We start from the raw sequence: 13,014 nt of genomic DNA on the forward strand, positions 1-13,014 counted from the left end.
ATGGCACAGGCCGCCGACACGGCACGGACCGTCATCATGACCGTGGACGACGACCCGGGGGTCTCCCGGGCCGTGGCCCGGGACCTGAGGCGGCGGTACGGCGCGTCGTACCGGATCGTGCGGGCGGAGTCCGGGGCGTCCGCGCTGGACGCGCTGCGGGAGCTGAAGCTGCGCGGCGATCTCGTGGCGGTGATCCTGGCCGACTACCGGATGCCGCGGATGAACGGCATCGAGTTCCTCGAACAGGCCCTGGACGTCTACCCGGGCGCGCGGCGCGTGCTGCTGACCGCGTACGCGGACACGAACGCGGCGATCGACGCGATCAACGTCGTCGATCTCGACCACTACCTCCTCAAGCCGTGGGATCCGCCCGAGGAGAAGCTGTATCCGGTGCTCGACGATCTGCTCCGGGCGTGGCGGAGCAGCGACTTCCGGCCCGTGCCCAGCACGAAGGTCGTCGGGCACCGCTGGTCGGCGCGCTCCTCGCACGTGCGGGAGTTCCTGGCCCGCAACCAGGTGCCCTACCGCTGGTACTCCTCCGACGAGCCGGAGGGGCGGCGGCTGCTGGCCGCGGCCGGCGCGGACGGGATGCGCCTGCCGGTGGTGATCACGCCCGACGGGACGCCGCTCGTGGAACCGGGGGCCGTCGACCTCGCCGCCCGGGTCGGGCTGGCGACGACCCCGACGGCCGACTTCTACGACCTGGTCGTGATCGGCGGCGGCCCGGCCGGGCTGGGCGCCGCCGTCTACGGGGCGTCGGAAGGGCTGCGGACCGTGCTGGTGGAGCGGTCGGCGACCGGCGGGCAGGCCGGGCAGAGCTCCCGCATCGAGAACTACCTCGGCTTCCCCGACGGCGTGTCGGGGGCGCAGCTCACCGACCGGGCGCGGCGGCAGGCGGCCAAGTTCGGCGCCGAGATCCTCACCGCGCGCGAGGTGACGGCGCTGGAGGCCAACGGCGCCGCCCGGATCGTACGGTTCTCCGACGGCTCGGCGGTCGCCGCGCACAGCGTGATCCTGGCGACCGGCGTGTCCTACCGGCAGTTGGAGGCGCCCGGCTGCGAGGACCTGACCGGATGCGGGGTGTTCTACGGCTCCGCCCTGACGGAGGCACCCTCCTGCCAGGGGCAGGACGTGTACATCGTCGGCGGCGCCAACTCCGCCGGGCAGGCGGCGATGTACCTGTCGCGGGGCGCCAAGTCGGTGACGCTGCTGGTGCGCGGCGAGTCGCTGGCGGCGTCGATGTCGCACTACCTGATCCAGCAGATCGAGGAGTCCCCCAACATCCGGGTGCGGGCCCGCACGGTCGTCGAGGAGGCGCACGGCGACGGCCGCCTGGAGCGGCTCACCCTGCGGGACGTGGACACCGGCGAGACCGAACAGGTCGACGCGCAGTGGATGTTCGTGTTCATCGGCGCGGCCCCGCTGACCGACTGGCTGGACGGCACGGTGCTGCGGGACGAGCGCGGGTTCATCCTCGCCGGGCCGGACCTGACCGCGGACGGCCGCCCGCCTGAGGGCTGGGAGCTGGACCGGCCGCCGTACCACCTGGAGACCAGCGTGCCCGGCGTGTTCGTGGCGGGTGACGCCCGCTCCGAGTCCGCCAAGCGGGTCGCGTCCGCCGTCGGAGAGGGAGCCATGGCCGTGATGCTCGTCCACCGGTATCTGGAGCAGTCGTGAGCGGGCGGCCCGTGCCGTGCGCCCCGCAGGAGATCGGCTCCCTCTTCCTGTTCGAGAAGCTGACGCCCGAACAACTCGGGCGGCTGTGCGCCGAGGGGCGGGTGGAGCGCTTCGAGCCCGGCCCCGTGTACACCGAGGGCGAGCCCGCCACCTGCTTCTACGTGATGCTCGAGGGCACGGTCGTGCTGTACCGCCGGGTCGGCGGGGACGACGTGGAGGTGACCCGGACCTCGCAGCGGGGGGTGTACGCGGGGTCCATGCAGGCGTATCTCGGCGACCGGGTGCGGCAGGTCTACAACAACTCCATGCGCGTCACGGAGCCGACGCGGTTCTTCGTGCTGCCCGCCGACACGTTCGCGGAGATCATGCAGGAGTGGTTCCCGATGGCGGTGCATCTGCTGGAGGGGCTCTTCTTCGGTTCGAAGAACACCCAGCGGATGATCGGGCAGCGCGAACGGCTGCTGGCGCTCGGCTCGCTGTCGGCCGGTCTCACCCACGAGCTCAACAACCCGGCCGCGGCGGCCGTACGGGCGACCGCGACGCTGCGGGAGCGGGTGGGCAAGATGCGGCACAAGCTGGCGGTCATCGCGCAGGGGGCGTACTCCCCCGAGGTGATGGCGAAGCTCATCGACATCCAGGAACGCACCGCCGAGCGCGTCGCCAAGGCCCCGGTGCTGAGCCCGCTGGAGGCCTCCGACCGGGAGGACACGGTCACCGACTGGCTCGACGACCACGACATCCAGGACGGCTGGCGGATCGCGCCCACGTTCGTCCAGGCCGGTCTCGACGTGGACTGGCTGGACCAGGTCGCGGCGGCGGTGGACGAGGAGATGCTGCCGAGCGCGATCGGGTGGCTCAACTACACCGTCGAGACCGAGCTGCTGATGGACGAGATCCACGACTCGACCACGCGCATCTCGCATCTCGTCGACGCGGCGAAGCAGTACTCGCAGCTCGACCGGGCGCCCTTCCAGGACGCCGATGTGCACGAACTCCTCGACTCCACCCTGCTGATGCTGTCCGGCAAGTTCGGCCCGGAGATCAAGGTCGTCAAGGAGTACGACCGGACGCTGCCGAAGATCCCGGCGTATCCGGCGGAGCTCAACCAGGTGTGGACGAACCTGATCGACAACGCGGTATCGGCGATGAACAGCGCGAGCGGCGAAGGGACGTTGACCGTGCGGACCGCGCGGGACCACGACCGGCTGCTGGTGGAGTTCCGGGACACGGGCGTCGGTATCCCGGCGGAGGACCGGGGGCGGATCTTCGACCCCTTCTTCACGACGAAGCCCGTGGGCGAGGGGACGGGGCTCGGCCTGGACATCTCCTGGCGGATCGTGGTCGACAAGCACCACGGGAGCATCCACGTGGAGTCGGAGCCGGGGGACACGCGTTTCCAGGTGCTGCTTCCGCTGACAGCGGTCGAGGAGGAGCCGGCATGAGTGATGTGGACGGGATCGATCCGAGTGTGCCGCCGAGCGGCAGCGGGTGTGTGGAGTGTGATGCGGCCGGGGGGTGGTGGTTCCACCTGCGGCGGTGTGCGCAGTGCGGGCATGTGGGGTGCTGTGACAGTTCGCCGGCGCGGCACGCGACGGCTCATTTCCGGGAGACGGGGCATCCGTTCGTGCAGAGTTTCGAACCGGGTGAGAGCTGGTTCTGGAACTTCGAGACGAACGAGTTGTACGAGGGTGGGCCGGAGTTGGCCGCGCCGGTGAGTCATCCGGATGAGCAGCCGGCGCCCGGCCCTGCCGGGCGGGTGCCGGTGGATTGGGCCAAGGGGTTGCGGGCCTAGCAGCTCGGGACTGTCCGGTCATACGGCGGCTGCGGGTTGATTGTGGTTGTTCGCGCAGTTCCCCGCGTCCCCAGGAAAAGAAAGTTGGTTTCGTGCCCCAGGCCTCATCAGTCACGCCTGTTGTCGGGCGGGATGCCGAACTCGCGCGGCTCTCCGACGTACTGGAGCGTGCGCGCGGAGGTGAGGCGCGAGCCGTGCTGGTCGCCGGGGACGCCGGTGTCGGCAAGACGCGGGTGCTGGACGAAGTCGGGAAGCGGGCCGCCGAGGGCGGTATGACCGTGGTCACCGGGCACTGTGTGGATCTCGGCGACGTCGGGCTGCCCTATCTGCCGTTCACCGAGATCCTGGGGGTGCTCGCCGCCGACGAGCGGTTCGCGGGGGCCCTGGCCGCGCATCCCGTGGTCGAGCGGCTGCTGGGGGCCGGGACCGATGCCGTGCGGGACGTGGACGGGCGGTTGCGGCTGTTCGAGGGGATGGCCGGGCTGCTGGCCGACGTGGCGGAGGTCGCCCCGCTGTTGCTCGTGCTGGAGGATCTGCACTGGGCCGACCAGTCGTCGCGGGACCTGCTGCGGTTCCTGCTCGGCCGGGGCGTCCTGCGGCACCGGCTGGCGGTGTTCGCCTCGTACCGGGCGGACGACCTGCACCGCCGGCATCCCCTGCGGCCGCTGCTGGCGGAGCTGGTGCGGCTGCCCGCCGTGGAGCGGCTGGAGCTGCGGCCGCTGGCCGATCCCGATGTGGACCGGCTGGTGCGGGCCCTCGAACAACGGCCGCTGCCGGACGCCACCGTGCGGCGGATCGTGGAGCGGGCCGAGGGGAACGCCTTCTACGCGGAGGAGCTGCTCGCGGCCACCGACACGGAGTCCGGCGGGGTGCCCAGCGGACTCGCCGATGTGCTGCTGATCCGCTTCGAGCAGCTCTCCGACACCGCCCAGCAGGTGCTGCGGACCGCCGCCGTCGCCGGGCGCCGGGTGGAGCACGACCTGCTGCGGGAGGCGGTCGGGCTGCCCGAGGAGGAGCTGGAGTCGGCGCTGCGCGAGGCGGTGGGGCGGCAGCTCCTGGTCGCCGGAGACGACGACACGTACTCCTTCCGGCACGCCCTCGCCCGCGAGGCCGTCTACGCCGATCTGCTGCCCGGGGAACGGGCCCGGCTGCACGGGTCGTTCGCGCGGCTGCTCGCCGGGCGCGGGCGCCGCGCCGAGAGCGCCGCCGAGCGCGCCCACCACTACCGGGAGAGCCACGACCTCGCCGAGGCGCTGGCCGCCTCCCTGGAGGCCGCCGACCACGCCCAGCGGGTCGGCGCACCGGCCGAGGAGCAGCGGCATCTCGAAGCCGCCCTCGACCTGTGGCCGGCCGTGGCGGCCGAGGCCCGGCCGGCCGGCGGGGGCGTCGACCGGGTGACGCTGACGTTGCGCGCCTCGGCGGCCGCCGCGCACGCCGGCGAGTTGCACCGGGCGGTCTCCCTCACCCGGTCCGCGCTGGCGGAGCTCGGCCAGGACGCCGACTCCGAGCTCGCCGCCCGGGTCCGCTACACCCTCGCCGGGAACCTGCTGAGCGTGGACAGCCTGACGGCGGCGTTCGCCTACAGCAGCGAGGCGCTGGCGATGATCCCGGAGGATCCCCCGTCGCGTACGTGGGTGTGGGCGGCGGCCACCCATGTCATGGCCGCGCGCTACGTCGGGGAGAACGAGACCGCGCTGCGGGTGGCGCGCAGGGCGCTGGACGTGGCCGAGGCGCTGCGGGTGACCGACGCCCAGGCGGACCTGCTGATCTCCCTGGCCGGGTTCGACGGCGGCGGGCGGCGCAGCCCGGAGGGACGGCAGCGGCTGCTCAAGGCCCGGGAACTGGCCTCGCGTTCGGGCAACGCGCCCGTGGAGCTGCGCGCCGTGTTCAACCTCGCCATGGGCTGTTACGAGAACGGGGACCTGGCGGAGTGCCTGCCCTGGCTGACGGAGGGCCTGGACCGGGCCCGGCGCGCCGGGCTGCTGTCGTCGCCGTACCCGCTGGAGATGCGGTACCTGCGGCTGCTGGTGCTGCACGCCCTGGGCCGCTGGGACGAGTGCGTGCGCGCGGCGGCGGCCGACGCCGAGGTGCTGCCGGCCGCCGGCGGGTACACGGTCGGTCCCGCGCTGTACGTGGCGCTGGCCCGCGGCGATCTCGCGGCGGCGGACCGGGCCCGTGCCCTGCTGGAGGGGCCCTTCGACTGGATGGCCACCCTGGTCGCGGGCATCGTCCTCACCGAGGCCGCGGTGCTGCGCGGTGATCCCGAGGACGCCGTGCGGTGGATGCGCTCCACGGTCACGGCCCTCACCGACGAGGCGGGCACCCGCCCGGACGTGACGGTCCGGCTCGCCGCCCTGGCGCTGTCCGCCGTTGCCGACGCGGCCGTCGAACTGCGGCGCACCGGCGACGAGCCGGGGGCCCGCCGCTGGGCGGACACGGCGACGGAACTGGTGGAACTGGCGCGGGACATCGCCTGCCACGGCGAGGACGGCACGCCGCAGGGGCCCGAGGGGCACGCGTGGCTGGCCCGGGCCGAGGCCGAGTGCGTGCGGGCCGTGTCGGGGCCGGACGCGGCGGCCTGGGCGGAGGCGGTGTCGGCGTTCGGCTACGGCGACGTCCACGAGCGGGCGCGCTGCCGGCTGCGGTACACCGAGGCGCTGGTGGCGGCCGGGCGTCGTGAGGAGGCGGCGGCGGAGGCCCGGGCGGTCCGGGAGACCGCCGAGCGCCTCGGTGCCGTGCCGCTGCGGGAGCAGGTGGACGCCCTGGTCCGTCGCGGCCGGCTGTCGGACACGCCGGACGGCGGCGACCGCGCCGGTGTGCTCACCGCGCGCGAGCAGGACGTGCTGCGGCTGCTCGCCCTCGGCCGCAGCAACCGGCAGATCGGCGAGGAGCTGTTCATCAGCGGCAAGACGGCGAGCGTCCATGTCTCCAACATCCTCGCCAAGCTGGGCGCGTCGAGCCGCGGCGAGGCCGTGGCGATCGCCTACCGGGAGGGCCTGATCACCCCGGAGCCGTCGGCGTCCGGCTGACCGCCCGACCTGCCCGGGCCAGGCGCGTTCCCTTGGTCACCCGGCCCCACAGTCGAGGCTCTCCAGATCGACGGCGTCGGCCATCGCCCGCATCCCCTTGTCGTTGGGGTGCAGATGGTCGCCGCCGTCGAAGGCGGGGAGGATCCGCTCGGGGTCGTGGGGGCTGCGCAGGATGCGGTCGAAGTCCGCGACGGCGTCGAACTCGCCGCTGCCGCGGATGAAGGCGTTGACTTCCTGGCGTACCGCTTCCCCGGCGGGGTCCCACTCCTGCCAGCCCTTGAAGGGCGCGATCGTGGCGGCGACGACGCACTTCCCGGCCGCGTGCGCCCGGTCGATCATCTTCCGGTACCCGGCGATCAGCCCGGCGGCCGTGGCCCCGGGCTCGGCCTTGATGTCGTTGACGCCCTGGAAGAGGAACACCGTCCGCACGCCCGGCAGCGAGAGCGCGTCCCGTTGCAGCCGGTTCAGGGCGCTCTGCCCGGGGCCGTCGGTGAGGACCTTGTTGCCGGCGATGCCGCCGTTGGCCACGCCCTTCACCGTGTTCGTCGGGGACTTGGCGAGGCGGCGGGCGAGGTAGTCGGGCCAGCGGCGGTTGAGGCCGGTCGTCGACTGCCGGCCGTCGGTGATGGAGTCGCCGAGGGCGGCCACGGCCCCCGTCCCCTTGCCGGGCCGCACGGTGACGGCGTCGAGGTAGAACCAGGAGCCGGTCCGCTGCTTCCAGTTCGCCGCGCTCTCCTCTGCGGTGTGGTCGCCCTCGGTGGTGTACGACGTCTGCATCGCCATCCAGTGCCCGGTGAGGGCGCCGCCCGCCCGGGCGACGTACAGGCTGACGGCGAGCGTGTGCGCGGCGGGGACATGGCCGGGCAGCGGGTCGCTGTAGACGATGCCGCCTGGGGGGACGGTGACGGAGCGCGCGCCGCCGAAGGCCAGGCGCCTGTTGCTGCCGGGGACCAGCGCGGCCCCGTCCCGTTGCAGTCCCGCGTGGACGTTCTCGAACGTCACCGGCTGGTCGCCGAAGGCGTTGGACAGCCGCACCCTCAGGCCGCTGCCGCCGACGCTGGTGTGCACCAGCAGCCGGTAGCCACGGCCGTCGACCGCCTCGCCGACGCGGTCGGCGGAGGAGGCCCAGGTGACCACGCCGTACCCGGCTCCCGTCGGGGCGCTGGGCGGCGGGGACGGCTGGTCCCCCCGGGGCGGCGCGCCGGTCCCGCAGCCCAGCGCGACGCAGCAGGAGAGGGCGGCCAGGGCGGCACGGCCGCGGGGGCGTGCGGTGCGGGGCATCGTCGGCGCTCCTTCGGCCGGTCGGGCGTGAGCGGGATCCTGCGGGTCGTCCCGGCGTACGACACGGTAGTGGTGCGGCCTTCGGCGCTGTGCAGGGTGGCCCCGGAGGGGCCTGCCGTGCCGTCGGCGCAGGTCGAGGGCGAAGCCGCCGCGCGCGCCGGCTCCCCGGCCGCGACTGCACGGCCGTTTCGGCGGGCGCCTGCCACCACAGCCGGCGGTGTGTGCCGCCGGTGGGCAGGGGCGCTTCGGCGGGGCGCTGTGGTGCGGCCGAGGCGGTGGAGGCGGGCAGCGCGGCGAGGCCGTCGGAAGCGGCGGGGATCGCTCCCGGCGGTAGTCGCATTGCCCTGTTTCGGGCGGGAACCCTCGTGTGCCCCTGGCCGTTGTCCGGACATCCGCTGCCGTACCGGAGCGGACAGGGCGAAACAACGGGGCGGGGCGATGAGCGAGTTGGTTCCCGGCGGCAATCTGCCGTTGCCGGGCGGTGCGGTGAGCGTCCGGGTGCCCGGGCCGTTCGACGTGTCGGCGCTCGTCACGGACGACGGCGGAAAGGTCCGGGGCGACGAGGACTTCGTCTTCTACAACCAGCCGGCCGCGCCGGGCGCCCGGCTGCGGGGCGACACGCTGACCGTGGACCCGCCGAGGTTGCGTCCGGGCGCGACCCGGGTGACCATCGCCGTCAGCCCGGCCGATCCCGGCACCGCCCTGGGCCGCCTGCCCTCCCCCACGCTCCACGTCACCGACGCCGGCGGCCGCCCGCTCGCCCGGTTCACCCCGCCGCGGCCCGAGCGGGAGACGGTGCTGTTGCTCGCGGAGCTCTACCGGCGCGGCGACCGCTGGAAGCTGCGGGCCCTGGGCCAGGGGTACGCGGACGGACTGGCGGGCCTCGCCCGGGACTTCGGCGTCGACGTCGTGGACGACCCGCCAGCGTCCGGGCCGAACCCGGCGGCATCCGGCGCGCCGGGCATGGCGGCGCTCGGCGCACCAGGCACGGCAGCGAGCGGTACGCCGGGCATGGCAGCATCCGGCGCACCAGGCACGGCGGCGAGCGGTACGCCGGGCATGGCGGCATCCGGCGCGCCGGGCACGGCGGCATCCAGTACGCCAGGCACTGCGGCGACCGGTACGCCAGGCACGGCCGGCGCCCGGGTCTTCCGGCCGGGTCCCGATCCCGCCGCGCCAGGCTCGCCCGGCGGCGGGGCGCGGCGAGCGGGACCGGCGGCCGGAGCGGCCGCGACCGCCGTCTCCCCCTCCCCCGGCCCGCCGCCCTTCCCACCGTCCGCCCCCGACCCGGACGGTTTCCTCCCCCTGGTCAACTCCGCCCGTGCCGCAGCCGGTTCACCACCGGTCTCCCTCGACGCCCGTCTCGTGTCGGCGGCTCGGGAGCACGCCGCCGCCATGGCCGCCTCGGGGCGCCTGGGCGTCGAGTCCCGCGACGGCGTCTCCGTCTACCAGCGCGTCATCGGCGCCGGGTACGCGTACCTCACCATCGGCGAGCACCTGGTGTCCGGGCCGCGTACGGCCGACGAGTTCGTCGCGTACTGCCTGCGCCAGGACGCGCCCCGCCGCACCGTGCAGGACCTGGCGTTCACCCACACGGGCCTGGCCCACGTCCACGACGGCCCCTCCGGTGACACGTACTGGACCGCGCTGTGGGCCCGGCCCTTCACGCCGGACGGGCTGGCCGGGACGGCGGCGGCCGTCACCGACCTCACCAACCGGGAGCGGGCCCGGGCCGGACTGCCTCCCCTGGCCGTCGACCCGCTGCTCACCGCGGCGGCGCAGGCGCACAGCGCGGACATGGTGGCCCGCGCCTTCTACTCGCACACCGCGCCCGACGGCAGCCGGCCCTGGGACCGGGCCGCCGCCGCGGGCTCGACCCGGCGTGCCATCGGCGAGAACATAGCCTGCGGCCAGCGCTCCCCCGCCGACGTGGTGGAGGGCTGGATGAACAGCCCCGGCCACCGGGCCAACATCCTCAAGCCCGACTTCACGCACATCGGCATCGGCTTCGCCGGCGGCGGCCGGGCGGGCACCTACTGGACGCAGCTCTTCGGCGGCTGACCCCGCACCACGGCTGACCCCGCACCACCGCGCCGCGCACCGGTCATCCCTGCCGCGATCTTGGCGGAGGCGGACGCTCCGGGCGAGGATGCCCGTCATGAAGGGTGACCTCTTTTCCAGTGAGCACATGGCACAGCCGGCCGTCGCGGCGGGCATGGCGGTCGAGAACGCCAAGTGCGTCCGGTACGCGGTGAACGGCGAGATGCTCGCCCGGCAGGGCGCGATGATCGCCTACCGCGGCAACCTCCAGTTCGAGCGCAAGGGCCAGGGCGTGGGCGGCATGCTGAAACGCGCGGTCACCGGGGAGGGCCTCCCGCTGATGGCGGTGCGCGGGCAGGGCGAGGCCTGGTTCGCGCACGAGGCGCAGAACTGCTTCGTCGTCGACGTCGAACCGGGTGACGAGTTCACGGTCAACGGGCGCAACGTGCTGTGCTTCGACGCCACGTTGTCGTACCGCATCGCGACCGTGAAGGGCGCCGGCATCACCGGTGGCGGCCTGTTCAACAGCGTGTTCACCGGGCACGGCAAGCTGGCCCTGGTATGCGAGGGCAACCCGCTCGTCATCCCGGTCTCGCCGCAGTACCCGGTGTACGTCGACACCGACGCGATCGTCGGCTGGACCGCGGGACTCCAGACCTCGCTGCACCGCTCCCAGTCCCTCGGCTCCATGCTGCGCGGCGGCTCCGGCGAGGCCGTGCAGCTGATGCTCCAGGGCCAGGGGTACGTCGTGGTGCGGCCGAGCGAGGCGACCCCGCAGAAACCGGGGCAGCACTGAGCCTCCGTCAGGTGATCTGCGCCTCACAGGCAACCCGGTCCGGCCCTCCAACGTCTTGATCGGCAACAGGTGACGCCCTGGCCCTTGTGGCCAGGGCCGATTTCCACCCGTCTATACACGCCATGTATACGCACTGTGTATAGATGAGGTGTATACGGACCGAAAGGCATCGATGTACGGCAAGGCATTCGCCCCGGAGTACCAGGGCGCACTCACCACCCTGTCCGTCAACTCCTCGCTGACCGACGTCCTGGCCGCCGGCACCGAGCAGTTGAGGGCGGCCGAGCGGGCCGGAAAGCCCGGGGAGGCGGCGCGTTCCGGGCTCGCCGTGGCCGAGGCGCACCGCAGGCTGGGCCGGGTCGAGGAGGCGGACCGGGCCTGGAAGGCGAGTTACCGCGCCGCCCGCCGGGCCGGGGACGTCGCGGCGATGGCCTGGGCTCTGTGGAGCGGCGGCACGCTGGCCCGGCAGCGCGGCGCGTTCCGGCTCGCCCGCCGGCTGCTCCAACTGGCCGCCGATCTGGGCGAGCGCGGCGGGGACGTCGTCGTACGCGGCTACTCGCTGGCGGGCCTGGCCGAGACCGGCCGGATCCAGGGCGACTACGAGGCCGTCGGCCGGCTGCACGAGCAGTTGCTCGCCGAGGCCCGGCGGCGCGGGGAGGCGCGGCACACGGTGTGGGCGCTGGAGGGCATCGCGCAGATGCACCGCAACATCGGGAAGTACGACACGGCGTACGCCCTGTTCGAGGAGGCCGCCGAAATCGCCGCGCGCGCCGACGACCGGCGCGGCCACGCCTGGGCGTTGCGCGGTCTGGCCGATGTGGTGTCCGTGCGCGACGGGGACACCGAGCGGGCCCTGGACCTGCTGAGCGAGGCGGAGACGATGTGCCGCGCGATGCGGCTGTCCAGCGCGCTGGCCTACAACCACAAGATGCGCGGCAACGTCCTGTACCGGGCCGGGCGTTACGCCGAGGCGCGGGCGCTGTACGAGCAGGCGCTCGCGGAGTTCCGCGAGATGAGCGAGCCGCGCGGGGAGGCGCTGTCGCGGCTGGGGCTGGCCAAGTCCCTGGCCCGGCTGGGCCGCGACCGGGGCGAGACGGCGGCCGAACTGGCCGACCTCGCCGGCACGCTGGAGCGGATCGGCCTCCAGCACGCCCGCGCGATGGTGGCCCGCGCCCATGAGGAACTCGGCATACCGGCGGACACGAGGGCGATGGAGGCGGCACGGTGACGGCGCTCCCGACGGCGGTCCAGATGGCGCGGCAGGACATGGCGCCGGCCCTCTCCACGCCCCCGGACCCGGTCGCCCACGCCCGCCCGCAGGAACTCCCGGGCGACGCCCACCAGATCCTCGAACGCTGCCGTGCGCTGGTCCGGCCGGCCCTGGCCGAGGCCGTGGCGCGGCTGCACCCCTGGGTCGGCGAGATGGCCGCGTACTCCTTCGGCTGGTGCGAGGTGGGCGGCGCCCCGGCCGCGGCCTCCGGCGGCAAGGGCGTGCGGCAGGCGCTCGCGGTGCTCGGCGCCGAGGCGGCCGGTGCGCCCGCGCGGGCCGGGGTGGCCGCGGCCGTCGCGGTGGAGCTGGTGCACACCTTCTCCCTGCTGCACGACGACATCATGGACGGCGACACGGACCGGCGCCGCCGCCCGGCCGTGTGGAAGGCCTACGGCACGGGGCCCGCGGTCCTCGCGGGCGACGCCCTGTTCGCGCTGGCCGTCGAGACGCTCGCCGCGCAGCCGGGCGGTGCCGCCGCCGTGCGGACGCTGTCCGTGGCGCTGGGCGACCTGGTGCGCGGCCAGGCGGACGACCTGCTCTTCGCCGACCGCCCCTGGACGGGACCGCGGCGCGTGCGGCCGGACGAGTACCGGGCGATGGCGGAGCACAAGACGGGCGCGCTGCTGGGCTGCGCGGCCGCACTGGGCGCCGTGCTCGGCGGTGCCGCCCCCGAGACGGTCGCCGCCCTCGACCGGGTGGGCCGGCATCTCGGGATCGCCTTCCAGATCGTCGACGACGTGCTGGGCATCTGGGGCGACCCCCGGGTCACGGGCAAGCCGGTCCACAGCGACCTGCGGGAGCGGAAGAAGACGTTCCCGGTGCTGGTTACGCTCGGCTCGCCGAGCGGCGGCCGGCTCGCCACGCTCCTGGAGACCGGCGACGAGCCGGACGCGGCGGCGGCGCTGATCGAGGAGGCGGGCGGCCGTTCGGCGGCCATGGCGGAGGCCCGGCGGCACCTCGCCGCTGTCGAGACGGCCCTCGCGGGCGTACCGTCGGCGGCGGGGGCCGTCGGCGAGCTGCGGTCGCTGCTCGGCTTCCTGGTACGGCGCGACCTCTGAGCGGGTGCCGTCCGCCCGGCCCTGATTGACCCCGGCCGCGTCGGCGGGTCAGGGTTCGACTCGGCGCGCTC

Annotated in this window: 9 protein-coding genes; 8 read left to right on the forward strand and 1 reads right to left on the reverse strand. The window is 74.4% G+C overall.

Annotation, left to right across the window (positions count from 1 at the left end; translation table 11 throughout):
• The 4 genes from IE255_RS36970 (at position 1) to IE255_RS36985 (ending at position 6,498) form a co-directional block, all read left to right on the forward strand.
• Positions 1-1,677, forward strand: coding sequence for an NAD(P)/FAD-dependent oxidoreductase (locus IE255_RS36970; RefSeq protein ID WP_190054807.1), 1,677 nt, complete (start codon positions 1-3; stop codon positions 1,675-1,677).
• Positions 1,674-3,119: an ATP-binding protein gene (locus tag IE255_RS36975; protein ID WP_190054808.1), complete on the forward strand. Its 1,446-nt coding sequence runs from the start codon at positions 1,674-1,676 to the stop codon at positions 3,117-3,119. Before IE255_RS36970 ends, IE255_RS36975 begins: the two co-directional genes overlap by 4 nt.
• Positions 3,116-3,469 carry a UBP-type zinc finger domain-containing protein gene (locus IE255_RS36980; RefSeq protein ID WP_190054809.1) on the forward strand — a complete coding sequence of 118 codons (354 nt, stop codon included), beginning with the start codon at positions 3,116-3,118 and terminating at the stop codon, positions 3,467-3,469. The genes IE255_RS36975 and IE255_RS36980 overlap by 4 nt, the downstream gene beginning before the upstream one ends.
• A 92-nt stretch (positions 3,470-3,561) precedes the next feature.
• The gene (locus tag IE255_RS36985; protein ID WP_190054810.1) at positions 3,562-6,498 is read left to right on the forward strand and encodes a helix-turn-helix transcriptional regulator; all 2,937 of its coding nucleotides are present in this window, start codon (positions 3,562-3,564) and stop codon (positions 6,496-6,498) included.
• Between the two features lie 36 nt (positions 6,499-6,534).
• On the opposite strand, the gene IE255_RS36990 is transcribed toward IE255_RS36985, so the two are convergent.
• A complete protein-coding gene (locus IE255_RS36990; RefSeq protein ID WP_190054811.1) occupies positions 6,535-7,779 on the reverse strand; it encodes an SGNH/GDSL hydrolase family protein in 1,245 nt (414 codons plus the stop codon).
• 438 nt (positions 7,780-8,217) lie between these two features.
• Here IE255_RS36990 and IE255_RS36995 point away from each other — a divergent pair, with 438 nt between their 5' ends.
• The 4 genes from IE255_RS36995 (at position 8,218) to IE255_RS37010 (ending at position 12,943) form a co-directional block, all read left to right on the forward strand.
• Positions 8,218-9,840: a CAP domain-containing protein gene (locus IE255_RS36995; protein ID WP_229906774.1), complete on the forward strand. Its 1,623-nt coding sequence runs from the start codon at positions 8,218-8,220 to the stop codon at positions 9,838-9,840.
• Between the two features lie 97 nt (positions 9,841-9,937).
• Positions 9,938-10,615, forward strand: a complete 678-nt coding sequence (locus tag IE255_RS37000) for an AIM24 family protein (protein WP_190054812.1) — start codon at positions 9,938-9,940, stop codon at positions 10,613-10,615.
• Between the two features lie 172 nt (positions 10,616-10,787).
• Entirely contained in the window at positions 10,788-11,843 is a 1,056-nt protein-coding gene (locus IE255_RS37005) for a tetratricopeptide repeat protein (RefSeq protein WP_190054813.1), read from the forward strand.
• 38 nt (positions 11,844-11,881) lie between these two features.
• Entirely contained in the window at positions 11,882-12,943 is a 1,062-nt protein-coding gene (locus IE255_RS37010; protein WP_190054835.1) for a polyprenyl synthetase family protein, read from the forward strand.
• The last annotated feature ends 71 nt before the right edge of the window (positions 12,944-13,014 follow it).

Origin of the sequence: Streptomyces lomondensis (assembly GCF_014651035.1) — a bacterium.
Taxonomy (GTDB): Bacteria; Actinomycetota; Actinomycetes; order Streptomycetales; family Streptomycetaceae; genus Streptomyces; species Streptomyces lomondensis.